Source organism: Pedobacter frigoris, assembly GCF_005116445.1.
Lineage (GTDB): Bacteria > Bacteroidota > Bacteroidia > Sphingobacteriales > Sphingobacteriaceae > Pedobacter > Pedobacter frigoris.
The window spans coordinates 389,164-414,584 of sequence record NZ_SWBQ01000002.1 but is presented as its reverse complement, the minus strand read 5'-3'; the positions used below and the strand labels follow the sequence as shown (position 1 = coordinate 414,584).

21 protein-coding genes are annotated in these 25,421 nt (G+C 41.4%); 16 read left to right on the top strand and 5 right to left on the bottom strand.

What is annotated here, in order from left to right; translation table 11 throughout:
- Positions 1 to 7 precede the first annotated feature (7 nt).
- From kdpB to FA047_RS08180, 6 genes are all read left to right on the top strand, one after another.
- Complete coding sequence (kdpB, locus tag FA047_RS08205) at positions 8 to 2,038, top strand: potassium-transporting ATPase subunit KdpB (RefSeq protein ID WP_136835496.1); 2,031 nt, start codon at positions 8 to 10, stop codon at positions 2,036 to 2,038.
- 22 nt (positions 2,039 to 2,060) lie between these two features.
- Positions 2,061 to 2,627, top strand: a complete 567-nt coding sequence (gene kdpC / locus FA047_RS08200) for a potassium-transporting ATPase subunit KdpC (protein WP_136835495.1) — start codon at positions 2,061 to 2,063, stop codon at positions 2,625 to 2,627.
- A gap of 160 nt (positions 2,628 to 2,787) precedes the next feature.
- Complete coding sequence (locus FA047_RS08195) at positions 2,788 to 3,861, top strand: porin (protein ID WP_136835494.1); 1,074 nt, start codon at positions 2,788 to 2,790, stop codon at positions 3,859 to 3,861.
- Positions 3,862 to 4,083: 222 nt separating this feature from the next.
- On the top strand, positions 4,084 to 5,214 hold the full coding sequence (locus tag FA047_RS08190) for a sensor protein KdpD (RefSeq protein ID WP_136835493.1): 1,131 nt from the start codon (positions 4,084 to 4,086) through the stop codon (positions 5,212 to 5,214).
- Between the two features lie 20 nt (positions 5,215 to 5,234).
- Positions 5,235 to 6,989, top strand: coding sequence for a HAMP domain-containing sensor histidine kinase (locus FA047_RS08185; protein ID WP_136835492.1), 1,755 nt, complete (start codon positions 5,235 to 5,237; stop codon positions 6,987 to 6,989).
- Between the two features lie 5 nt (positions 6,990 to 6,994).
- Complete coding sequence (locus FA047_RS08180; RefSeq protein ID WP_136835491.1) at positions 6,995 to 7,447, top strand: Lrp/AsnC family transcriptional regulator; 453 nt, start codon at positions 6,995 to 6,997, stop codon at positions 7,445 to 7,447.
- Positions 7,448 to 7,573: 126 nt separating this feature from the next.
- Here FA047_RS08180 and FA047_RS08175 read toward each other — a convergent pair whose 3' ends face one another.
- Positions 7,574 to 8,476 (bottom strand): prohibitin family protein, encoded by a 903-nt coding sequence (locus FA047_RS08175; RefSeq protein ID WP_136835490.1) that lies wholly within the window; start codon positions 8,474 to 8,476, stop codon positions 7,574 to 7,576.
- Positions 8,477 to 8,912: 436 nt separating this feature from the next.
- Positions 8,913 to 10,547: an L-glutamate gamma-semialdehyde dehydrogenase gene (pruA, locus tag FA047_RS08170; RefSeq protein WP_136835489.1), complete on the bottom strand. Its 1,635-nt coding sequence runs from the start codon at positions 10,545 to 10,547 to the stop codon at positions 8,913 to 8,915.
- Between the two features lie 82 nt (positions 10,548 to 10,629).
- Between pruA and lpxK the strand changes: the two genes are divergently transcribed.
- The 3 genes from lpxK to FA047_RS08155 are packed head-to-tail and all read left to right on the top strand — an operon-like array spanning position 10,630 to position 14,484.
- Positions 10,630 to 11,673, top strand: coding sequence for a tetraacyldisaccharide 4'-kinase (gene lpxK / locus FA047_RS08165; protein ID WP_225872678.1), 1,044 nt, complete (start codon positions 10,630 to 10,632; stop codon positions 11,671 to 11,673).
- Positions 11,645 to 12,460 carry a purine-nucleoside phosphorylase gene (locus FA047_RS08160; protein ID WP_136835487.1) on the top strand — a complete coding sequence of 272 codons (816 nt, stop codon included), beginning with the start codon at positions 11,645 to 11,647 and terminating at the stop codon, positions 12,458 to 12,460. Before lpxK ends, FA047_RS08160 begins: the two co-directional genes overlap by 29 nt.
- Complete coding sequence (locus tag FA047_RS08155) at positions 12,460 to 14,484, top strand: putative porin (RefSeq protein ID WP_136835486.1); 2,025 nt, start codon at positions 12,460 to 12,462, stop codon at positions 14,482 to 14,484. Before FA047_RS08160 ends, FA047_RS08155 begins: the two co-directional genes overlap by 1 nt.
- A 226-nt stretch (positions 14,485 to 14,710) precedes the next feature.
- Here FA047_RS08155 and FA047_RS08150 read toward each other — a convergent pair whose 3' ends face one another.
- Positions 14,711 to 15,892, bottom strand: coding sequence for an asparagine synthetase B (locus tag FA047_RS08150; protein ID WP_205943274.1), 1,182 nt, complete (start codon positions 15,890 to 15,892; stop codon positions 14,711 to 14,713).
- Between the two features lie 175 nt (positions 15,893 to 16,067).
- Here FA047_RS08150 and FA047_RS08145 point away from each other — a divergent pair, with 175 nt between their 5' ends.
- From FA047_RS08145 to FA047_RS08130, 4 genes are all read left to right on the top strand, one after another.
- The gene (locus FA047_RS08145; protein ID WP_136835485.1) at positions 16,068 to 16,505 is read left to right on the top strand and encodes a peptidylprolyl isomerase; all 438 of its coding nucleotides are present in this window, start codon (positions 16,068 to 16,070) and stop codon (positions 16,503 to 16,505) included.
- Positions 16,506 to 16,507: 2 nt separating this feature from the next.
- Positions 16,508 to 17,038, top strand: a complete 531-nt coding sequence (locus FA047_RS08140; RefSeq protein WP_136835484.1) for a DUF5606 family protein — start codon at positions 16,508 to 16,510, stop codon at positions 17,036 to 17,038.
- 389 nt (positions 17,039 to 17,427) lie between these two features.
- Positions 17,428 to 18,078 (top strand): Crp/Fnr family transcriptional regulator, encoded by a 651-nt coding sequence (locus FA047_RS08135; RefSeq protein WP_136835483.1) that lies wholly within the window; start codon positions 17,428 to 17,430, stop codon positions 18,076 to 18,078.
- A 64-nt stretch (positions 18,079 to 18,142) separates the two neighbouring features.
- A complete protein-coding gene (locus FA047_RS08130) occupies positions 18,143 to 18,598 on the top strand; it encodes an Lrp/AsnC family transcriptional regulator (RefSeq protein WP_136835482.1) in 456 nt (151 codons plus the stop codon).
- A gap of 204 nt (positions 18,599 to 18,802) precedes the next feature.
- Here the strand turns inward: FA047_RS08130 and rlmH are convergent, their stop codons facing one another.
- Complete coding sequence (gene rlmH / locus FA047_RS08125; RefSeq protein WP_136835481.1) at positions 18,803 to 19,276, bottom strand: 23S rRNA (pseudouridine(1915)-N(3))-methyltransferase RlmH; 474 nt, start codon at positions 19,274 to 19,276, stop codon at positions 18,803 to 18,805.
- Positions 19,277 to 19,371: 95 nt separating this feature from the next.
- Here rlmH and FA047_RS08120 point away from each other — a divergent pair, with 95 nt between their 5' ends.
- Genes FA047_RS08120 through FA047_RS08110 form a run of 3 tightly spaced genes read left to right on the top strand, consistent with a single transcriptional unit; the run spans position 19,372 to position 23,038 of the window.
- Positions 19,372 to 21,189, top strand: a complete 1,818-nt coding sequence (locus FA047_RS08120; protein ID WP_136835480.1) for a MutS-related protein — start codon at positions 19,372 to 19,374, stop codon at positions 21,187 to 21,189.
- Positions 21,190 to 21,226: 37 nt separating this feature from the next.
- On the top strand, positions 21,227 to 22,564 hold the full coding sequence (locus FA047_RS08115; protein WP_136835479.1) for a GH1 family beta-glucosidase: 1,338 nt from the start codon (positions 21,227 to 21,229) through the stop codon (positions 22,562 to 22,564).
- A 36-nt stretch (positions 22,565 to 22,600) separates the two neighbouring features.
- On the top strand, positions 22,601 to 23,038 hold the full coding sequence (locus FA047_RS08110; protein WP_136835478.1) for a putative signal transducing protein: 438 nt from the start codon (positions 22,601 to 22,603) through the stop codon (positions 23,036 to 23,038).
- 79 nt (positions 23,039 to 23,117) lie between these two features.
- Here FA047_RS08110 and FA047_RS08105 read toward each other — a convergent pair whose 3' ends face one another.
- Positions 23,118 to 25,397 (bottom strand): aconitate hydratase, encoded by a 2,280-nt coding sequence (locus FA047_RS08105; protein ID WP_136835477.1) that lies wholly within the window; start codon positions 25,395 to 25,397, stop codon positions 23,118 to 23,120.
- Between the last annotated feature and the right edge of the window lie 24 nt (positions 25,398 to 25,421).

Sequence of the window (25,421 nt, the reverse complement as noted above, 5' to 3'; positions counted from 1 at the left end):
CGAGATTATGAAAACCTCATCAAATAAATTATTTGAACCTGCTTTGGTGCAAACCGCACTGAAACAGTCCTTCATCAAGCTTGATCCAAGGGTGATGATCAAAAACCCGGTCATGTTTACCGTAGAGATCGGAACCCTGATTATGGCTTATGTAACGGTGTACTCTATGAGTAATACCGGACAGGGCTCTCCTGCATACAATTTTATTATTTTCCTCATCCTTTTGCTGACTGTATTGTTTGCTAATTTCGCGGAGGCGATTGCCGAAGCAAGAGGGAAAGCACAAGCGGATTCCTTAAGAAAAACAAGAGAGGAAACACCGGCCAAGGTAGTTTTGGCTAATGGAAAAACTGAAATCCGTTCTTCTTCGTTACTTAAAAAAGGTGATGTATTTATCTGCGAAGCCGGTGATACCATCCCAACAGACGGAGAGATCATTGAAGGCATCGCAACCATTGATGAATCTGCCATCACAGGCGAATCAGCTCCAGTGATCCGTGAGTCAGGAGGTGATAAATCATCTGTGACCGGTGGCACCAAAGTGCTCTCAGATCAGATCAAAGTGCAGGTAAACACCCAGCCTGGTGAAAGTTTCCTGGATAAAATGATTGCTTTAGTTGAGGGGGCATCCCGTCAGAAAACACCTAATGAGATTGCATTGACGATCCTGTTGGCCAGTTTTACGCTGGTGTTTATCATTGTGTGCGTGACATTAAAACCATTTGCTGATTATGCAAATACCCCAATCACGATTGCTGCGCTGATTTCACTGTTTGTATGTTTGATTCCAACTACTATAGGAGGCTTGTTATCTGCGATCGGTATCGCGGGTATGGACAGGGCGTTAAGGGCTAATGTCATTACCAAATCGGGTAAAGCGGTTGAAACAGCGGGTGATATCGATGTGCTGCTTTTGGATAAAACGGGCACGATCACCATCGGTAACCGTAAGGCTACCAGTTTCTATCCTGCCCCTGGAATTGAAATGAAAGCCTTTATCGAAGCCTGCGTGATGAGCTCACTTGCTGATGAAACCCCGGAAGGAAAATCTATTCTCGAACTGGCCACCGCGCAGGACTTTAAAGTTACCTCAGCACCGGCAGGATCTACGTTTATCAAATTTACAGCAGAAACACGTTCAAGTGGTCTGGATACCGCAGATGGCAAAAGAACCCGTAAAGGTGCATTTGACTCGATCCGCAATATGGTATTGATGGCTGGAAATCCATTTCCTGTGGAGACGGAAGATCAGGTTAAGAAAATCTCCAGCAATGGAGGGACACCACTTGTGGTTGCGGTCAATGAAAAAACAATGGGTGTGATTGAATTGCAGGACATCATTAAACCCGGTATCAGCGAACGTTTTGAGCGTCTTAGAAAAATGGGTGTGAAAACCGTGATGGTAACCGGTGATAACCCATTAACTGCAAAATTCATTGCTGAAAAGGCTGGTGTTGATGATTTTATTGCCGAGGCCAAGCCAGAGGATAAAATGAACTATATCAAAGAAGAACAGGCATTGGGCAAACTGGTTGCCATGATGGGTGACGGTACCAACGATGCTCCGGCTCTTGCCCAGGCAGACGTGGGTGTAGCCATGAACAGCGGTACACAGGCAGCCAAAGAAGCTGGAAATATGGTGGATCTGGATAACGATCCGACCAAATTGATCGAGATTGTTGAGATCGGTAAGCAGCTTTTGATCACCAGGGGTACGCTGACCACCTTCTCGATTGCCAATGATGTGGCTAAATATTTTGCTATCGTGCCGGCTTTGTTCATCGCATCGATTCCGGCATTACAAAGCCTGAACATCATGGGATTACATAGCCCTGAAAGCGCCATTCTCTCGGCTGTGATCTTCAATGCGATCATCATCCCGATCCTGATCCCACTGGCTTTAAAAGGTGTGGAATACAAACCAATCGGTGCCAGCGCATTGCTCCGCAGGAATCTTTTAATCTACGGTGTGGGCGGTGTAATTGCACCTTTCATTGGGATCAAACTCATCGATTTACTGGTAGGCTTATTTGTATAAGCAATTTAAAAATATAGAAATTATGAAAAAGTACATCTTACAATCTATACGCCTAACTGCAGTTTTAATGGTACTGCTCTGCGTTGTCTATCCGCTTGTTGTTGCTTTTGCCGGAGGGTTTTCTAAAGGCAAGGGTGGTGGTGAAAAGCTCACCAAAAACGGAAAAGTAGTGGGTTATGCCCTGCTTGGTCAGTCCTTTACCAAACCGGAATATTTCTGGGGCAGGCCATCTGCTGTAGGTTACAATGCGGCAGGATCTGGGGGTTCAAATAAAGGCCCGTCTAATCCTGATTACCTGCAACAGGTATCTGATAGGATCGACACCTTACTAAAATACAATCAGACCATTAAAAAAGCAGATATCCCGGCAGATATGGTTACTGCTTCAGGTAGCGGGTTAGATCCTAATATTTCTGAGCAAGGTGCCATTATCCAGATTAAAAGAATTGCAGCTGTGCGTCAGTTAGATGAAAGAACGGTAGCAGAGCTGGTGGTTAAAAATACACAGGGACCTTTGCTAGGTATGTTTGGCCCGACCTCAGTGAACGTCTTGAAGCTGAACCTTGCACTGGACGCATTGAAGCAATGACGTCATCTCGATACTGAAACAAGTTCAGCACAGGCTGTAGGAGAAATCTCTTGGTTATGCACAGTTCAAGAGATCTCCCGTCGCTTAGCTTCCCTCGAGATGACGTGAGCATATTAAAAAACAACACTCAAGAACAAAACAACACTCAACAAATCATTAAATGAAAAAACTATTAGTATTAGCTGCAGCATTAACTACAGGATCCATTGCCTACGGACAGGAACAACAGCAAAAGATCAAAGTAAGTGGATACCTGGAAACTTATTTCGGTTACGATTTGAATAAACCAACAGATAACAACAGACCTGGATTTATCTATTCTCACAACCGCCATAACGAAATAAATTTAAACCTGGGTTTCATTAAGGGGAATTACGACAATGGAACCATTAGGGCAAATGTAGCGGTAATGGCGGGAAGTTATGCCAATGCAAATTTAGCAGCAGAACCTGGGGTATTAAAGAACATCTATGAAGCAAATGCCGGGGTGAAACTTTCCAAAACGGCAAATTTGTGGTTGGATGCAGGGATATTCTCCTCACATATCGGCTTTGAAAGCGCTATTTCCAAAGATTGCTGGGTATTAACCAGAAACATCTCATCAGAGAATACCCCCTACTATGAATCGGGTGCAAAAATCACCTACGGTACAGCAGATGGAAGATTTACTGCCACAGCTTTTTATTTGAACGGCTGGCAAAGAATTACCCGTCAGAATGGGAACAGTCAACCTGCCGGTGGTGTACAACTAACATGGAAACCAACGGATAAAATTACGGTCAACTATAGCAATTACTTGGGAACGGAAGGTGCTGACTCTATTCGGGTAACACGGTTCTATCATAATGTTTATGGGGTATTTCAGGTAACCGATGAGTTTGGATTAACCCTTGGCTTTGATTACGGAACACAGCAGAAAACAAAAGGAAGCAGCGATAAAAATGAAGTGCTTTCTCCTGTAGCCATAGCCCAATATAAGATTAACAGTAAGTGGGCAATTGCGGGAAGAGCAGAATACTATCAGGATAAAAATGGTGTTTTTATCGCCACCGGAACACCTAATGGCTTTAAAACCACGGGCTATTCACTGAATCTGGATTATGCACCGGTTAGTAATGCCGTGATCAGACTGGAGGGAAAAATGTATAGCAGTAAAGACAAAATATTTACACGCAACTTAAACGCTGTGGACAACAATGGAGCAATTACCGCAAGCATTGCTGTCTCGTTTTAAGCTTAGCTCATTGTGATTTAAACTTACGGAACTCCTTTTAAACCAGGCGAGTTCCGTAATTGTTAAAAATAAAATATATGCTATGAAAAAATGGACATTCCGGGATTTTATTAATCACCCTTTTGGCAAGCTGATACTTTGTTTTGGTATCGGCTTGATTATCGGTTCGTTATGGTATTTAACGAGTAACCATTATATCATTATTAAATGGTAAATTAATACATGGAAGAAGAAGATAAAGCAGGATCTGTAAGAAAATTTCTTGACCTAGTCAAAAAATCCAGACGTGGAAAATTTAAGGTGTATATCGGCATGAGCGCAGGTGTAGGCAAGACCTACCGCATGCTGCAGGAAGCCCATGCACTCTTGAAAAATGGCATCGACATACAGATCGGCTATATAGAAACCCATAACCGGGCAGAAACACATGCGCTTCTGGACGGTATTCCATTGATTCCCAGGCGGCAGCTGTTTTACAAAGGAAAAGAACTGGAAGAAATGGATGTTCAGGCGGTCATCAATAAACACCCGGAGGTGGTGATTGTTGATGAACTGGCCCATACCAACGTGGAAGGCAGTAAAAACGGAAAACGATGGCAGGATGTTGCAGATATTCTTGATGCTGGAATCAGTGTGATCTCGGCTGTGAATATCCAGCACCTGGAAAGCATGAATCAGGAGATCGAGACCATTACCGGTATTCCGATTACTGAAAGGATACCAGACAAGATTCTGGAAACAGCCGACGAGATTGTCAATATCGATTTAACTGCCGATGAGCTGATCGACAGGTTGAGGGCGGGAAAGATTTATGACCAGACCAAGATCAAGCGTGCACTGGATAATTTTTTCCAGCCGGAAAGGATATTGCAATTGAGGGAATTGGCATTGAAGGAAGTGGCGCATCACCTGGAAAGAAAGATCAATGTGGAAGTCCCCAAACAGATCAAGCTTCGTCCTGAAAAATTCCTGGCCTGCATTTCCACCAATCATGAAACAGCAAAGATCATCATTCGTAAAACAGCAAGACTGGCCTCTTATTATCGGTCCCCCTGGATCGTGCTGTATGTGCAGCGCAGCCATGAGGGAGGAGACCGGATCAAGCTGGATCTGCAGCGGCACCTGATCAATAACTTTAAACTTGCAACCGAACTTGGTGCGGAAGTACTTAAAGTAAAAAGTGAAGATGTGACAGAGACGATAACCAGGATTGCGGCTGAAAAAGAAATTACGACGATTTGTATCGGTAAGCCACATTTGAATCTGTTCCAGGTGATCATGCGAACCGCTATCTTTAACAAACTTTTAAAAAACATAGCTGAAACGGAAACCGACCTTGTGATTCTTTCCTGAAAAATTAATTTTATAAAATCATGAAGATAAAAACAAAACTTCGCCTCGGATTCGGATTCTTATTCGTGGTAGTCATCTTCTTCGGGGGCATATCCCTGTATTACATGAATAAGATCTCCATCAGCTCTAAGGTTATTCTGAAGGACAACTATGAAAGTCTGAAATATGCCCGGGAAATGCGGACGATACTGGATGACAATGAACTGCCGCTTGTCCCGATTGTTAAAGATAAATTAGCCGCCCAGCTGCAGCTCGAACAAAAAAACATCACGGAGAAGGGGGAAGCCAAGGCTGTTGCTGCATTTGCCAAAGCCTTTGGAGAATTGACACTGCCGGGCGTAGGCCAGGAAGCCCAGCGGGCGGCAGTCCGTAAAATGCACCTGCAGCTCCGGGTCATTGATGAAGTCAACATGCAGGCTATAGTGAGGAAAAATGATGCTGCCCAGGCAAGCGTAGAGAAAGCAGCTACTTACCTGATGTTTGCCGCGTCGCTGTGCTTCATCGTCCTGTTCTCTTTTAGTGTGAACTTCCCGGGTTTTGTAGCCAATCCCTTGAGAGAGTTCTCTGAAGCCATCAAAGCCATCAGCAGGAAAAACTACAAACAGCGCCTGGAATTTAAGGGCAATGACGAGTTCTCTGAACTGGCAGAAGAATTCAATGCCATGACCGCCCAGCTCAATAAATGGGAGAACAGTAACCTGGCCAAATTGCAGTCTGAAAAGATGAGGATAGAGGCCATTATCGGACAGATGCAGGATGCGATCATTGGTCTGAACGAGAAAAATGAGGTGCTGTTTTTGAATCAGGTAGCCGGGCAGCTTCTGAATCTGAACGAGAAAGAGGTAATTGGGTCAGATGCGCTGGAACTCATGAAAAAAAATGACCTGCTCAATACCCTGATGCAGTCAGGAGGTAATACCAAACCGATGAAGATCTATGCAGATGGTAAGGAATCTTACTTTAAGCTGGAGCGACGGGAGATCCTGGTACCTGTTTTTGAGGACCAGCATGACAATGTGATCAAAGAGTCGAGAAGAACAGCAGGTGAAGTCTACATTCTTAAAAACGTAACCGAATATAAAGAACTGGATGAGGCCAAAACCAATTTTATAGCTACCGTATCACATGAACTCAAAACCCCGATCTCCTCTATAAAAATGAGTCTAAAGCTACTGGATGATGAGCGTGTAGGCGGTATGAATAAAGAACAGAAAGAACTGATCCAGCACATCAAGGAGGATTGCGGCCGTTTGCTGAAGATTACAAGTGAGCTGCTGGATCTGTCACAGGTAGAAACCGGCAACCTGCAACTGAATTTCGTGAAGTCCGATCCGCGTAAGATTGCCATTTATGCGATGGACGCGGTCAGGTTCCAGGCAGAACAGAAAACTATAGAACTGGAGCTGATTTCAAGAAATGACCTGCCAAAGGTAAATGTAGATACCGAGAAAACGGCCTGGGTACTGGTCAATTTCCTGTCCAATGCCATGCGGTACAGTTCCCAGAAATCCAAAGTAGTTATCCAGATCATACAAAAGGGAGGAAATATAGAATTTTCTGTCAGGGATTTTGGCAAAGGGATTGATGAACAATACCAGAAGCGGTTGTTCGACCGCTATTTCCAGGTGCCAACTGATGGCAATAATAAGTCCGGATCGGGGCTGGGACTGGCGATTTCAAAAGATTTTATTGAAGCAGAGGGCGGGAAGATCTGGGTAGAGAGCGAAATTGGTGAAGGAAGCAGGTTTTGCTTTTTATTACCAATAGCAGAATAGAAAAAATGAACCCTATAGATGAGTTTGATTTACAGATTTTAAAGCAACTGGAAAAAGACGGACGTATGGCGTATTCAGCTATTGCCCTGACTTTAGGCGTATCTAACACCATGGTACATCAACGGATTTCAAGATTGATGGAGAATGGTATATTAACAGGAATTAAACCCGCTATAAATGAAAAAAAAATAGGCTATGATTGGGGAGCTTTTACTGGCATAGCACTTGAAAAGGATCATGATTCAAGTCAGATCATTGAAACTTTAAAGAACATTCCGGAAGTAACAGAGTGTTATTATATTACTGGCGTTTATACCTTATATATAAAAATTGTTGCCAAAAATCATGAACACATGAGACAACTGCTGTCTGAAAAAATAGACAACATTCCCGGGATTGCTAAAACAGATTCCATTATTGAACTTGGGTGTGCATTCAAACGGAATATTATCGGTTAGTATTGCAGTGATTAATTATCTAGGATAAACATCAATTAAGTGCTGCCGGGAGCTGAGCGACATTAACAAGGGCACTCAAAGAAGTGCCCCTTATTTTTTTGCCGTTAACATGTATGATGATTACTTTCAGTTTCCGCCTAGAATTATAGGATTTTTTCCATTCCCCATTAAGATGATCTTGGTATTTGGAGATAGCGCAATGTCTTTTTGAGCAAGTATTGACTCATATTGCAATTGCTTATCAGTGAGCCCTGTCGAAAGGATGCGCTGATAATCGGCTATACCCTGGGCTTCTATCCGCTTACGTTCGGCCAACTGCTTTTCTTTTTGCAGGACAAACTGCATTTTCTGTGCGTCTTGTTCCGCATTGATCTTGGATTCGATGGCCTTGCGGACGGATTCGGGAAGCGTGACATTTCTAACCAGCAGCTGCTCGAGTTTTAGCCCCCTTTTAGCGAAACTCTGGTCGATGGCAGCGAATATTTTGTTTTGAAATTCCTGCCTTTTTATGGAATACAACGCAACAGCTTCATAAGAAACGGCATTGTCACGGATTGCTGTGCGCGCAATGGGCCGGACAATCTTGTCCAGGTAGTCGTCACCAATTTCTTTTAAGATCCTGGGTGCATCTTTGGGCGTGACACTGAACAAGACCGAAAGATCAATCGTTACTTCCAGTCCGTCAGAAGTAAGGATCCGGATCGCGTCATCACCCGACTTATTGCCTTCGTCGTGCACCGCCGACATGGTGTAGTTCTGGGTCTTAACATCAAATGTAGTAACTTCTACCAGTGGGTTCACCACATTCAGTCCGCTGTACAAGACATCGTCATCTACTTTACCATAAAGTGTCTTCACGCCGACCTGACTGGCGTCAATGACTTTAAACATGGAGAGCGCGGCACCCAGGAGGGCCACAACAATACCAGCTACACGGATCATGCCACTGTACCTGGTTAAAGGACTGTCGCCCCTTGCAATAAAAAAGCTTATTATGGCAATAAGCGGGCCTAAGATAATGAGAAACATACTTTCCTTTTTTAGTTAGACAAACAAGGCGGCAAAGCAGGTGCCTGATGTTCGCTAAACTGATAAAAGACTGTCGGAGTAACACAAATGACTTTTTTTATTTTTTAGGCAAAAAGGCTTGCTGAGGTAAGTCTTTCAAAATGGAAGGGTGTTTTTCATTTTGATCAACCATTTACGAGTGTATTTTCTTTTTAGATCACTGTAACCTTTGACAAATCAACCGCCAACAAGCTTTTAAGCGCCTGCATACGTGAGCAATTATAGGGATTATTGGAGTGGGAATATTCGGATACCTAATAGGTAAGGTGGGTAGGGCAGTTGAGGAGAATAACTGTTTTAAAGTAAAAAGAGCCTGATCATCAGGCTCTTTTTGTGTGGATGCGGCATGTTGGATCAAGTCCGGTATGGCGACCGTTTATTATTTATCCTGTTTTATTTAATCATTTGCTAAAAATGGATAACGGTAATCTTTAGGTGGATCAAATGTTTCTTTGATCGTACGTGGAGAAACCCAACGCAATAAATTGATCATTGAACCTGCTTTGTCGTTAGTACCGGAACCTCTGGCGCCGCCAAATGGCTGCTGACCAACTACTGCACCAGTACATTTATCATTGATGTAGAAGTTGCCTGCTGCATTTCTCAAACGTTGAGTCGCTTTTTCGATTGCATAACGGTCCTGAGCAATAACTGCGCCCGTTAAAGCATAGATTGAAGTAGAATCAACAATGTCTAAAACCTTATCGAAGTCTGCATCATCATATACATAGATGGTCAGTACAGGGCCAAATAACTCTTCGCACATGGTCGTGTACATTGGATCCTGAACTACCAATACTGTTGGTTCGATAAAGTATCCTTTAGATTTATCATAATTTCCACCGGCAATTACCTCAACTGAACTGTCTTTTTTAGCTTCATCAATATATTTAGCTAATTTATCAAAAGAGTTTTCGTCGATCACCGCATTGATGAAATTGCTGAAGTCTTCAGTTCCACCCATTTTAAAGGTGGCAAGATCGCGCAGCATATATTCTTTAACCTTAGGCCACACGCTCTTTGCAATATATACACGTGACGCAGCAGAACATTTTTGTCCCTGGTATTCAAAAGCACCACGAATAATAGCTGTGCTTGAAGACTCAGCTTCTGCAGAACCGTGTATAAGGATAAAATCCTTACCACCGGTTTCACCAACAATACGAGGATAAGTTTTGAATTTATGGATATTATTACCAATCGTTTTCCAAATATTTTGGAAAACACCAGTAGAACCTGTAAAGTGGATACCTGCAAAATCAGGGTGACTGAAAATCACGTCACCTGCATCAGGACCAGAAACATAAACCAGGTTAATTACACCGTCAGGAAGGCCAGCTTCTCTGAAGATCTGCATCAATACGTTTGCAGCAAATATTTGTGTATTTGCGGGTTTCCATACTACAACATTGCCCATCATGGCGGCAGATGTGGGTAAGTTACCAGCAATAGCAGTAAAGTTAAACGGAGTTAAAGCAAACACAAAACCCTCAAGCGGACGTTGCTCTACCCTGTTCCACGACCCTTTAGGAGAAACAGGGGGTTGTTGCTTATATATTTCGCTCATGTAGCTTACATTGAAACGAAGAAAGTCGATCAGCTCACATGCAGCATCAATCTCAGCCTGGTAAGCATTTTTTGACTGGCCAAGCATTGTAGCCGCATTTAATTTGTAACGATAAGGACCTGCAATTAAGTCTGCAGCTTTTAAGAATATAGCAGCACGATGCTCCCATGCTAAATTTTCCCAATCAGCTTTAGCTGCCAATGCAGCATCAATAGCTTGTTGTACATGGGTTTTGTCACCCTTGCTGTACTGACCTAAAACATGTTTATGGTCATGCGGAGGAGTAGTAATTCCTTTGTTATCGGTATGTACTTCCTTACCGCCTATATACATGGGCATTTCAATTTGTTTGGAACGGGCATCGGCTAAAGCAGCCTTCAAAAGTTCACGTTCTTTACTTCCTGGCGCGTAACCCAAAATGGGCTCATTCACAGGAGCTGGTACGTTAAAAAATCCTTTAAGCATGATATAAAATATTATTTCCGCAAAGATAACAGTTTTTGAGCTGTAATAATTCTTATTTTTGATCCGATCCATGATAAAATATTTGCGATTACTCCTACTTCCGTTTTCTGTACTATATGGCCTTATTATTCTGGTTAGGAATAAGCTATATGATGCAGGGGTGTTAAAATCTGTAAGATTTGAGCTGCCTGTAATTTGCGTAGGAAACCTGGTGGTAGGAGGTTCGGGCAAGAGCCCTGTGACGGAATATCTGGTCGATTTATTTCCAGATAAGCGCATCGCGATCCTCAGTCGTGGCTACGGAAGAAAAACAAACGGCTTTATACTTGCCGACGCATCATCAACTGCCAGTACAATTGGCGATGAACCTTTGCAGTTTTACAATAAATTTCCCAAAGTGACAGTAGCAGTATGTGAAGACAGGGTGACAGGGATCAATCAGTTAAAAGATCATCATGACCTGATTATTTTAGATGATGCCTTTCAACACCGGAAAGTTCATGCAGGGTTCAACATCCTTCTTTTCGAATATCAAAAATTGCGAAGTCCACAGTTTTTATTGCCTGCGGGCAATTTGAGAGAATCTTTTGGTGGATGCAAAAGGGCGCAGGCACTACTTGTAACTAAAGCTCCTGCTGATATTTCCGCAGGGCAACGACTGGCCTGTAAGAGAAAGTTTGCAAATTATGAAAGACAAAAGCTTTCATTTTCTTTCCTGAATTATCAGCAATTAATTCCTTTATTTACTAAAAGGGATTCCATGACGGTTACGTCCGATATGTCCGTATTTCTCTTAACAGGTATAGCCGATCCAAAACCATTGCTTTCATATCTAAGAGAATTTACAAGATCTATACATCATCACGACTATCCGGATCACTACCAGTTTAGTCTCCAAAATATCAGAAAGCTGGTAAAGGATTATCAGGAAGACCCTTCATTAAAAAAAATCATCCTCACAACAGAAAAAGATGCACAACGTTTATTAGATGATGCATTAAAAGAATTACTTTTAAATTTGCCGGTGTATTATTTACCAATCAGGGTTGAGATACAAGCAGAAGATAAAGCTACATTTGATCAAAAGATTTTAGACTATGTTTCAAGCACTACACGAAACCGTTGAATATATAAAGCGTAAAACAGATAATTTTCAACCTGAAATTGGAATAGTTCTGGGAACAGGTTTGGGCGGTCTCGTAAAAGATATCGAAGTAGAGTACCAGTTGATGTACTCAAATATCCCTAATTTCCCCATTTCTACGCTGGAGTTTCATTCAGGCAAATTGATCTTTGGAAAGCTAAATGGGAAAAAAGTAATCGCAATGCAAGGCAGGCTCCATTATTATGAGGGATATAGTATGCAGCAAATTACCTTTCCGATCAGGGTGATGAAAGCATTAGGCATCGCTCATTTGTTTGTATCGAACGCTGCGGGCTCTTTAAATCCTGAATTTAAGAAAGGGGATCTGATGGTGATCAATGACCATATCAATTTGCAGCCAGAAAGTCCTTTGAGAGGAAATAATGATGCAGATATGGGACCACGGTTTCCTGATATGAGTCAGCCTTATGATAGAAAGCTTGTAGAAAAAGCATTAAACATAGCTAAGGAAGACAACATAACTTGTCATCAGGGCGTTTACATAGCCGTAACAGGGCCTAATCTTGAAACCAAAGCAGAATACAACTACCTTCGTATTATAGGTGGTGATGCAGTGGGAATGAGTACTGTGCCTGAAGTAATAGTTGCCAAGCATATGAATATACCTGTATTTGCGATTTCTGTACTCACGGATGAAGGATTTCCGGAAGTTCTGGAGCCAGTAAGTTTAGAGGAAATACTGGAGACAGCTAAAGCGGCGGAACCAAAGATGACTAAAATATTGAGCCAGTTAATATCAACTTTATAATGTATAAAAACATTGCTTTCATTGTTTTTTGCTTAGTCATTCTGGGTGGCGGGCAATCATTTGCTCAGGATTTAAAAACATCCGTCAATGACAATAAGGAACTGGACTCCCTGAGGAAAAAGGAAGAAAACGCTAAAGATTCCATTATTTTCACTTCCCGGTTCATCAGGTATACGACGCTTCGGCTTACTAAAGACAGCATACAGACGCTCGCTTTAGATACCACATTGCAGGGGTTTCATAATTTCAATATACTGATACAACCAAAACGCCCGACAGTTGGCATAGGAAACCTTGGATTATCAGCTATGCCACTTTTGTTTGAGCCTGTTAAAACCATAGGCTTTGATGCGGGTTTTCATACACTGGATTATTACGTGCTTACCCACGACGATATTAAATATTATCAGGCCAGAACTCCATTTACCAGTTTATACTATGTTAGTGCAGGTGAAGCAGAGCAGGTGTTTCGGATAATTCATTCTCAGAATATCAAGCCTAATTTTAATATAGGAGCCAATTTTAACCGTATCGGAGCGAATGGATATTATAACAGACAACGTGGTGATGACCTGAACGGATCTTTATTTTCCTGGTACCAGTCGCCCAACAAGCGTTATAACTTATGGACCAGCGCGGTATTCAATACCCTAAAGGCTAATGAAAATGGAGCAGCAACTAATGATACCCTCTTTACAGGTACGGGAGTAAAAATAGACCACTTGTCTGAGCCTGTAAGACTTTCAAATTCAAGAAGAATTTATCGTCAGAGTTCTTTCATGTTAAAACAGACGTATTTCGTAGGGCGTATAGACAGTCTTGCCCAGGAGATCACCAAAAAAATATTGCCGACCAACAGGATCAGCTATACCTTTAAGTACAATGCCAATTCCTATGGATTTAGAAAGGACCAGGCAGATGACCATAGCATTTTTCCTAAAGGTATGATCGACTCTGTGTTTACAAATGACAGCACGAGGTATACACAGGTTCAGAATGAGTTCATCTATAGCTTTTTTCTCAGGGCTAAATCAAGTTCCCTTATTAAAAATGAGCTGAAGTTAGATGCCGGGATCAGGCACGACTTTTATAAATATAACCAAATGTCGTTGTATAAGAATAACATGCGGTCTTATGATTATTCTTCAAGCTTTCAGAACGTAACTTTATTGGGGACTGCCGGATACAGGTTCAGTAACAGGATAGACCTGAATGTTGATTTACAGCAAATCTTTCAGGGAAGAAATACGGGTGATTTTCTTTACGAAGCAAAAAGTAATGTCCTGTTGAGTAAATCAATAGGTCGCATTGTACTAGGGGCATATTTCCAGAATAAGTCGCCCGAAGAGATTTACAATAATTATGTTGGTAATCATTACAGCTGGTCCGGAGATGCCAAAGGTTTTAGCTTTGATCGTACGAAGACCATCAATATGTCTTTCAACTACATTATAGACAAGTTAAACCTGGATGCAGGGGCTCAATACTTTTTAATAGACAAATACCTGTATTTTGAGCAGGTTGGTACTACAGGTCCGGATACGGTAAGTATCCGTCCGGCGCAGGCTGGATCCACCATCAATTTGCTGAAAATAACCCTGGGCAAGAAAATAACTTTTGGCAAGTTTAACCTGGACAGTTACATCGTATATCAGAAGACCGACAATAGCAATATCCTGCGGACACCTGAAGTGTATACTTTCAATAGTTTCTATATTGATCAAACCTTTTTCAAAGTTTTAAAAACCAATGTAGGTTTTGACATTAGGTACAATACGCCGTATTATGCTTATTCTTATTCTGTACCTGCCGGACAGTTTTATATCGGCGATAAGATCAAGTATAAATCGGAACCGGTTCTTGATGTTTGGGTAAAGGCCAGTTTGCGCAGGGCAAATCTTTTTGTAAAATGTGATTATGTCAATCAGGGATTGCTTTCCAAAGGGTATTATACTGTCAAAAATTATCCAATGCCCGACAGGCTATTGTTTAAGTTTGGTGTGAGCTGGAATTTTTACGATTAGTGCTGCCGTTAATTGGTTATTTTTTAACCTTCCGTCATCTCATTCCTTCATTTTTATCACCTTTGCCGTCATCTCGAACATCGTGAGAAATCTCTTGGTTAGACCGGTATAGTTCAAGAGATCTCTCCTCGTGCCTCGTTCGAGATGAAGATCGCACCAGAATCGCACTAGAATAGTCGCACGAGAATGATCTCAAAAGGATGACGAGTATATTATAGCACGGCGTTTAAGTCTTTTGCGGTTTCTTTTTAGCGGCGGGGAATAGTACGTTGTTTAGAATCAAACGGTAACCCGGCGAGTTTGGGTGCAGGTTCAGGTCTGTTGGCGGATCACCCACCTGATGCTGATAGTCTTCAGGATCATGACCTCCATAAAAAGTAAACTGGCCTTTGCCGATCACTCCGTTTAAGTAGCGTACTTCTTCAGCTCCTTTATTTTCACCAAGTACGGTAACGCTAGGCTTTACCAGCCGCTTTCTGAAAGCGGTAGTTTGGCCCATGAAACCTTTGATCACCTTATCATGATTTTGTGTAAGCATTGTTGGTACCAAATCCCATTTAGCGGAAAAATCAAATAAGGTAAAGTAATCGTTTGATTGCTCCAATTTTCGGGTTAGGGTCACATCAATGTCTGAAAACTCATATTCATTAGGATTTACATTGAGCCTGAAGTCCTTGAAGGCATAAGTTTTGTTGAAATTGATCTTTGCCTGTGCCTGTGCATCGGCCCCGTCGCCATCAAACATGCTTTCGCAGATGTCTACACCTTCTGCACTCAATGCGATGTCAAAACTATCTGTACCGGAGCACATGGCAAATAAAAATCCGCCGCCGGCGCAAAAATCCCGTATTCGTTTGGCTACCTCCAGCTTCATTTGAGATACTTTATTAAACCCGTTTCTTTTTGCCGTGGCCTCCTGGTTTTTTACATCCTCACGGTACCAGGTCTGGTTTCGATATGCACTCCAGAAACGTCCGTATTGACCGGTAAAATCTTCGTGGTGCAGGTGTAGCCAGTCGTATCCGGATAACTTGTCTCTCAATACATCATCATCATAGACTACTTCGTAAGGAATCTCTGCATAAGTAAGTACCATAGTTACCGCATCATCCCATGGCAGTTTGCTTTTCGGCGAATACACGGCAATTTTTGGGGCTTTCTCTAACTTCACCATTTCCATATTCACCTGCGGATCACTAATCTCGTTTAAGATGGCGGTTACCTTGCCGTCGGCGAGAACCTGGTAGGAGACACCTCTGGTTTTGCATTCATCTTCTATGGTCTTGTTATAACCAATTAAAAAACTACCGCCACGGTAATTCAGCAGCCAGCTGACGTCGGCATTTTGTTTAATGCTCCAGTAAGCAATACCGTATGCTTTCAAATGATTTTTTTGATCTTCATCCATGTAAATAAGAATTGAAGAGGCCCTGGCAATGATGCTAACGGTCAACAAAAAAAATAGGATAAGGGATCTTTTGAACATCATAAATAGTGAAATCGGTAAATACGAATGTAAGAAAAAGGCCGCATATTGCATATCATTACAAATTTAGCTAAGTTTGGCATTTACAAAATATCACATGAGCAAAGCAATAATTAAAACAGATAAAGGCGATATGACCGTTCAGTTTTACGATCAGGATGCCCCAAATACAGTTGCTAACTTTAAAAAATTAGCCAACGAAGGATATTATAATGGTGTTACATTTCACAGGGTGATCCCTAACTTTGTTGTTCAGGGAGGTGATCCCACGGGTACTGGTGCTGGTGGCCCGGGCTATAAAATTGATTGTGAGTTAACAGGAGAGAACCAATACCATGATCGTGGCGTATTATCAATGGCACATGCCGGAAGAAATACAGGTGGATCACAGTTTTTCATTTGCCATAGCAGAGATAATACTGCGCATTTAGATAGAAACCATACTTGTTTCGGTAAAGTAATTGAAAATGTCGATGTTGTTGACAGCATTAAACAAGGGGACAAGATTTTAGGAATAGAAGTAATAGAAGATTAATTATGAACTTAAGAGGAATCGTTGCTGTATCCGGAAGACCGGGCCTATTCAAATTGGTAGGACAAAATAAAGGCGGATATGTTTTGGAAAGCCTTGATGCCCAGAAGGTAAAAATTGTAGCTAATATCACTACAACTAAACTGGCTTCTCTGGAAGATATCACTATTTATGGTGAAGATGAAGATCTGAAACTTGTAGATGTTTTGGCTAATATCACAGCTGCTAAAGGAGCTGTTCCTGATGCCAAAGCTGACGGGCCAACACTAAAGAAATTTTTCCTTGAAGTTGCTCCTGCACACGATCAGGAAAAAGTTTATGCTTCTGATATGAAGAAGATCGTAAGCTGGTTTCATATTTTGAAAGAACTTCCTTTATTTACTGAGGCTGCTCCTGAAGCTATTGATCAAGACGGAGTTAAAGTTGAGGAAAAAGCAGAAAAGAAACCAAAGGCTACACCTAAGCCTGCAAACGTTAAAGCGACGAGCAAAGCGCCTGCTAAGAAAGCAAGCATGACAAGTAAAAAAGGCGTTTAAAGTTAGAAACGAAATATTATAAAGCTCCCGGCAAACCGGGAGCTTTTTTTTTGCAAAAAAAATCAAAGGGATGGTTCTGGCTACAGAGATTTGTATTGCGTTCTTTGTCTTTTCGATCTGCGTTTGTGTAAATAAAATCGAAACGTAGGGGGAATACAGGTGTTGCGAAAGTATTGGAGAGGCTGTGGCCCTAGCAACCCTTGAGAGACCCTTAAGAAAGGCTTAAGGAAGACTTTTGTAAATGCAAAGAGATATCGAATGCAGGACGAAAATAAATCAAAAGATTTTTATATGCAGTAGGCCCAGCTAAATAGATTTAGGTAAAAATTCCTTTACAAAAGGTGGTTTCTCAGCATTGTTCTTATATATATTAGTCGAAAAATTAAATTATGTCATATAAAGAAAAGTTTTTTGTTGCTAATAATTTGACGGGTACTCCGGAGGGAAACCTGCTGGAAAGTTTGGGAGAACTTATGAATCTTACTGATGAATTTTATTCCAACATTCTGCCGATGTTGAAACATCAGTCTTCACGCAAAGTGGTAAAGGTTACCAGCGAAGGTGATATCTGTAAAACAGCTTATTGGATAGATTCTGGCTATGGCAGGTTTTACAGAGTTGTGTATAAGGATGGTGTAAGGACTGAGGTCACGTTTAAATTTTTTATGCCGGGTAGTATTATGGTAATTCCGGAGTGTTTTTTTAACGGCAAGCCTTGTGATTATTATGCTGATTTTACGAAAAATGCTGTAGTCATAGCTTTTACTGCTGATAACTTTAGCACATTAAAACTAACTGCTTCAGAAGCAGAGGCGCTTGCCAACAGAGTGCTTTCACTTTCAAATCCGGGGAGCAACAAAAAGAACGAAATACTTAACCTTAAACCTACACCTCGATATGAAAAATTCCTTGAGGTGTTTGGGAAGGAAAGCACCCGGTATTGCAAAGTAAAGGACATGGCCAGTTTCTTATTAATAGTTCCGCAAACTCTGAGTAAAATAAGGGCCAGAATTAAAAGACGAGATCAGTCAAAAAGGTAATTATGGTCACTTTTTCGTAGCCCGGAAACAACATAGTTTTGATTGAACTAAACCACCACAACTTATGATTAAAGAAATTGATGAAATAGATCTGAATATTTTGACGCATATGCAAGCAGATGCCAAAATCAAAATGAAAGACCTGTCAAAAAAAGTTCATTTATCAATAAGCGCAGTATCCAAGCGAATAAGCCGGCTGGAAGAATTGAATGTGATTAAACATTATGCCGCGATATTAAACAATGAGTTACTGGGACTTGGATTTACAAGTAATGTTTGCGTGAGACTGGTGAGTAATACAAGCGCCCATGTGGCTAAGTTTAAAGAAGAAATACGTGAATTCAGTGAAATAGTCAGTTGTTATGTTGTAAATGGAAAGTATGATTTTATACTCAAAGTGCGGGTAAAGAATTCCACAGAGTACAATCTTTTCTATAATAATTGCTTAGGAACAATCGCCGGTATTGCCAATTTATGTTCATTTGTCATTGTAGAAGAAGTAAAGTCTGACATAGGATAAACATGGCAAACTTTCTAAAAAAAGTACCATAGGATTGCAAACACGATAATCGATATCACAATTGCGATGGTATAACTTAAGCGATCCTTTTTAGGGTCGCTTTTAAATTTATAGTCTCTTTTATAATCTGATGGCAAACGCATAATAAATTCTCCTTTTAACTAATGATGATGTTGATTTAAAATTTCCATAAAATGAAATGTATTATTCGTGGTGATAGGGCTCGCCTTTTAAAATACTAAATGCTCTATAGAGCTGCTCTACAAAAAACAGACGAACCATCTGATGTGAAAAAGTCATATCTGATAAGGATATGCTTCCGTTTGAACGGTTGTAAACACTTTCGTCAAATCCGTAAGGCCCGCCTATGATGAACACCATATGCTGAACACTTCCGATCATCTGTTTGTTCAGGTAATTTGCAAAAGAAACTGAACTGTATTTTTTTCCTTTTTCATCCATCAATATCACCATATCTGAATTGCTGACCTGTTTCAATATCAATTCAGCTTCTTTACTCTTTTGTTGGGCCTCTGTAAGGTTCCTGGTGTTTTTGATGTCTGGTATCACTGTTAGTGTGAAGCCAATATAATGCTTCAGACGATTCAGATATTTCTCAATCCCCTCAATCAGGTATTTGTCTTCCGTTTTACCTACTACAAGTAAAGTGATCTTCATTTATTTTATCTTTAGCAACTAAACTACCCGTAACATCTTATTCATATAAGGGTCAAAGTTTAAGTATCCGTCAATTATTCAGGAATTCAAAGATAATGGTAAAAACAAAACATAGCATCTTAACCGACTATCAAAATCACATAAATACTCAGCAGGCGCTGGTAGATGGTCTTAAGAAAAAACTAAATCAGATTTCTTTTTCCAGGCTTGGACTTTTCATCATGGAGATCCTGATCGTAGCGTCGATCATTAGCATTGGCTTTTTCTGGTTTTTAGGACTCTTTGCAATAGTTCCTCTTTTGATGTTCATGGTACTCGTAAAAGAGCAAATCAAGGTGCAGAAGGAGCTGGATTATGCACTGAGGCTATTATGGGTATATCAGAATGAAGTTGACCAGCTGACGACAGGAAAGAATGGTTATGCCGATGGAGTACATTATGGCGATGAACAGCATCCATATTCTTCAGATCTTGATATTATGGGGCCACGCTCCTTGTATGCAAATATCAACCGCTGCAATACTGCAGCAGGATTGGATATACTTGCTGCAAGCCTGTTGGAGCCGTCAGACAAATTAAAGATTGCGTCGCGCCAGCAAGCCATAACTGAATTGGTAGCACATATAGAAGACACTTTTCATTTCAGGGCAGAATTGCAAGACCATAAACCGGATCAATTGCAAATAATTAAACATAAGCTGGAGCAACAGTTGCCTGCCCAGCTTTCTTTTACAAGAAACAGATTGCTGAGAGGATATGTAAAGGTCGTGCCTTTTCTCACCATAGGATTATTGGTTCTTGCAATTATACTCGGGGGCATTGCATGGAAAATCTTTGCGTTAGCTGCGGTATTTAATGGTGCCCTCACCTTCTTTAAACTGGCGAACATCAATAAGGTTTATTATGGTTTTACTGGAGGTTCAAATCAGTTAAATGCTTTTGCCGGTACAATCAAATGGACTGAGGATGTAGCATGGCAAAGCCCTTATATTAAAAGCTTATTTCATGCGGGGGAAAATTCGGGGATTCCGGTAAGCAGGCAGATCAAACAACTGGCATCGATTATACAGGCTTTTGATGCCAGGCTAAATATCCTGGTTAGTGCTGTGCTTAATCTGTTTTTTTTGTGGGATCTTAAATGTTCTATTAATTTGTCCGACTGGCACGACCGATCTTCGGTTTCCCTGATTCAGGGATTATACAGGATCAGCCAGTTTGAAGAACTGATCTCGTTGGCTACCCTGACCTATAACCATCCTGACTGGAATTTTCCTGAAATTGACGAAGGCTTTCAATTCCGTGCCCTTGAGATTGGTCACCCATTGATAGCCGAACAGGAACGTATTGTAAATGATTTTGACCTTGCTGCACAAACTACTGTTGATATCGTGACGGGCTCTAACATGGCAGGTAAAAGCACGTTTCTGCGTACAGTAGGTATCAATATGGTGCTTGCATTTGCCGGCGCGCCTGTGTGTGCCAAAGAAATGTCTCTTTCTATATTTAAGGTGTTTTCTTATATGCGGATAAAAGATTCTCTAAATGACCATACTTCTACATTTAAGGCTGAACTGAACAGATTGAAAATGATTCTTGATGCGATTGGAACTATTCCAAATTCATTTGTACTGATAGACGAGATGTTGAGGGGTACAAATAGCCGCGACAAGTACCTGGGCTCAAAGGTATTTATTGAAAAGTTGATAGAGCAGGGTACTCCGGCTTTATTTGCAACACATGACTTACAGCTTTCAGAAATGGAAGCAGATCATCAGGCTAAAGTTAGAAATTATCATTTCGACATACAGATAGCAGAAGGTGAAATGAAATTCGATTACAAGCTGAAACATGGGCCATGCAAAACTTTCAATGCGGCTTTATTGTTGAAAGAGATCGGCTTAACGTTAACTTAATATGATTATGCCATATTGCCATTTGTAATAAATAGCTATGATAAAAGCATCTGATTTTGGCAATGATTTTTCATGGGGTGTTGCAGTTGCTGCGGCACAGATAGAAGGTGCTGCGGAACTATATGGCAAAGGCCCGTCCATATGGGATACCTTCTCTAAAAGATCCGGTAAAATTAAAAAGGGGCATTTGCTGCAGGTAACCTGCGATTTTTACCACAGATATCAGGAGGATATCGCTCTGGTTAAAAGTCTGGGATTTGATGTGTTTCGCTTTTCCATTTCCTGGCCCCGCGTTTTGCCTTTGGGGCAGGGGCAGATCAATCAGGATGGTATCAGGTTTTATCATGATGTCATTGATGCCTGTTTGCTAAATGGGCTTGTTCCTTATGTTACTCTTTATCACTGGGATTTGCCTGAAGCGCTGGAGGTAGAGGGGGGCTGGACAGCATATGCAGTAAATCATGCTTTTAATGAATTTGTCAGCTTGTGTGCCCGTGAATACGGCGATAAAGTAAAAAACTGGATTGTACTTAATGAACCGTTTGGTTTTACCTCCCTTGGGTATATGCTGGGTGTTCATGCGCCGGGTAAGACAGGTCTGACCAACTTTTTTTCTGCCGTACACCATACCGCCATAGCGCAGGCAGACGGAGGCAGGATTCTTCGTGCCGAGGTTTCGGGGGCCAATATCGGCACCAGTTTTTCTTGTTCTGAAATTATTCCCTACACGCAAAGTGAACCAGATCTAATTGCGGCCAAACGGGTAGATTGTCTAATGAACAGGCTCTTTATTGAACCCGCATTAGGCATGGGATATCCAGGCGCCGACTGGGAAGTGATGGAAAAATTCTCAATCCAGCATTCAACCTGGAGACATACGGAACGACTTACTTTTGATTTTGACTTCATCGGCCTGCAGAATTATTTTCCGTTGACCATTAAATACAATGCATTCATTCCTGTTGTGCAGGCTTGGGAGGTGAAAGCTAAAAACCGGAAGAAGCCTCATACGGCTATGGGCTGGGAGATAAATGCAGATAGTTTTTACAACATCATCAAGCAGTTTGCGGCCTATCCAAACATTAAGAAATTGATGATTACAGAGAATGGAGCTGCCTATCATGATAAAATTGCTACTACCGGAATTCATGATGCTGATCGCATTGCTTATTTTGAACTATATCTGTCAGCACTGCTGAGGGCTAAAAATGAGGGACTGAATATTTCTGGTTATATGGCCTGGACATTAATGGATAATTTTGAATGGGCCGAAGGATTTAATGCACGTTTCGGCTTGGTGCATAATGATTTTAAGACTCAGAAAAGAACAGTTAAAGATTCAGGTCATTGGTTCAGGAACTTTCTTAGCAGTTAGCATAATTTTTGTATATTGAGATGAAACACAAAACGCATGGATAAAATTGTAATATTTGAAACTTACTATAACCCAATTGAGGCCAGTATAGTGAAGGAAAGACTGATCGATAGCGGAATACAATGCTTCCTTTCTGATGAAAATACAATTACTATTAATCCTTTATACAATCAGGCCTTGGGTGGGGTAAAACTGCATTTATTCGAGCGCGATGTAGAAGCAGCGAAGAGTATCCTTCAGGATGAAGATGTGCAGATTCATCTGAAAGAAGTTACGGATGCGGAAGAGGAAGCTCCTGTTGATGTTCAGTCGACTGAAATTTGTCCCAATTGTGGATCAGCCCATGTAGGCTATGTTCAGGCTACAAAGAAGCGCTTTGGTATATTTACCATGATCATTTCTCTGTTACTCATGGTATATCCATTTAGCGCAAAAAAAACACATCATTGCTTCAATTGCGAATACGAATTTTAAAAGAAATGGTAAATAGGGCATAAAAAACTCCCGCTGTTAAGGCGGGAGTTTTTTATGCTTTGCTTTTTTATGATCACATTTATAATGCAGCTTTAGCAGCAGCTTCTCTGCGGATGATGTTTAACGCACCACCTGCCCTGAACCATTCAATCTGCTGGTCATTATAGCTATGGTTTACAGTGATTTCTTCTTTTGTGCCATCTGCATGGTGTAATACCAATGTTAATGGAACATTAGGTGTAAATGTAGTCAGACCAATGATGTCGATTACATCGTCTTCAAGAATTCTATCGTAGTCATCTTTATTTACGAAAGTTAATCCAAGCATACCTTGTTTTTTAAGGTTGGTCTCGTGGATACGTGCAAAAGATTTTACCAGAACAGCACGTACGCCTAAATGACGCGGCTCCATCGCAGCATGCTCGCGGCTTGATCCTTCTCCGTAGTTTTCATCGCCTATGACAATAGAACCTAATCCAGCTGCCTTGTAAGCACGTTGAGTAGCTGGAACCGGCCCATATTCGCCCGTTAGAGCGTTCTTTATGAAGTCAGTTTTCTCATTGTAAAAGTTTACTGCTCCGATCAGCATGTTGTTGGAAATGTTGTCTAAGTGACCACGGAATTTTAACCATGGACCGGCCATAGAAATATGATCAGTAGTGCATTTTCCTTTTGCTTTGATCAGCAATTTTAGACCCATAAGATCTGTGCCTTCCCACGCTGCAAATGGATCAAGTAGCTGTAATCTGCTTGAAGTAGGCGAAACCAATACCTGAACACCCGAGCCGTCTGCGGCAGGTGCCTGATAGCCTGAATCTTCTACAGCATATCCATTTACCGGAAGTTCATCCCCTTTTGGCGGATCTAATTTTACCTGCTCGCCTTTGTTATTTGTCAAGGTATCCGTAAGCGGGTTAAAGCCTAAATCACCTGCAATAGCAATTGCTGCTACTACTTCCGGAGAAGTTACGAATGCAAATGTATTTGGATTTCCGTCGGCGCGTTTAGCAAAGTTCCTGTTGAATGAGTGTACTATTGTATTTCTCTCCTGTTTTTCAGCACCAACCCTGTCCCACATTCCGATACACGGACCGCAAGCGTTGGTAAAGATTGTTGCATTCAGGTCTTCAAAAGTACCCAATAAGCCATCACGATGTGCAGTATAACGTACCTGTTCAGATCCGGGGTTGATGCCGAATTCTGCTTTTATTGTTAAGTCTTTGTCGATTGCTTGCTGAGCAATAGAGGCAGCTCTTGATAAATCTTCGTATGAGGAGTTGGTGCAAGAACCGATCAGGCCCCATTCTACTTTTGAAGGCCATCCATTCGCTGCAGCCACTTCTTTCATTTTAGAAATAGGGGTGGCCAGATCCGGAGTGAATGGACCATTTATATAAGGTTCAAGTTCTGATAAGTTGATTTCGATCAATTGATCAAAGTATTTTTCAGGTTCTGCATAAACTTCAGCATCACCAGTTAAGTGTGCTTTAATTTCGTTGGCAGCATCAGCTATATCAGCTCTGTTTGTAGCACGGAGATAACGTTCCATGCTTTCGTCGTAACCAAATGTAGAAGTAGTAGCGCCTATTTCTGCACCCATGTTACAGATCGTACCTTTACCTGTACAGCTCATGCCGGTAGCACCGTCACCAAAGTACTCAACGATAGCACCCGTGCCGCCTTTTACTGTAAGGATACCTGCTACTTTAAGGATCACATCTTTTGGAGAGGTCCAGCCATTTAATTTTCCTGTTAATTTAATGCCGATCAGTTTAGGAAATTTAAGCTCCCAAGGCAATCCGGCCATTACATCACAAGCATCAGCACCACCAACACCAATGGCAACCATACCTAAACCACCTGCATTAACCGTGTGAGAGTCGGTTCCGATCATCATTCCGCCAGGGAATGCATAATTTTCAAGAACTACCTGGTGAATGATACCTGCGCCTGGCTTCCAGAAGCCTATGCCATATTTGTCGGAAACTGAGGCAAGAAAGTCGAAAACTTCTTTACTTTCTGTATTTGCTGCAGGTAAATCTATCTCTGCTCCATTTTTTGCTGTGATCAGGTGATCGCAGTGAACCGATGAAGGAACTGCAACCTTTGGTCTGCCTGCCTGCATAAACTGCAATAATGCCATTTGTGCAGTAGCATCTTGCATGGCCACACGGTCAGGAGCAAAATCTACATAATCAGTACCTCTTGAATAAGCTGTACTTGCATTTCCATCCCAAAGGTGGGTGTAAAGTATTTTTTCTGAAAGTGTTAAAGGTCTGCCTACTAATTTACGGGCTGCCTCTATGCGAGGGCCAAAGTTTGCATACACCTTTTTGATCATTTCTATATCAAAAGCCATTGATAATATGTGTTAAAAGGGTAA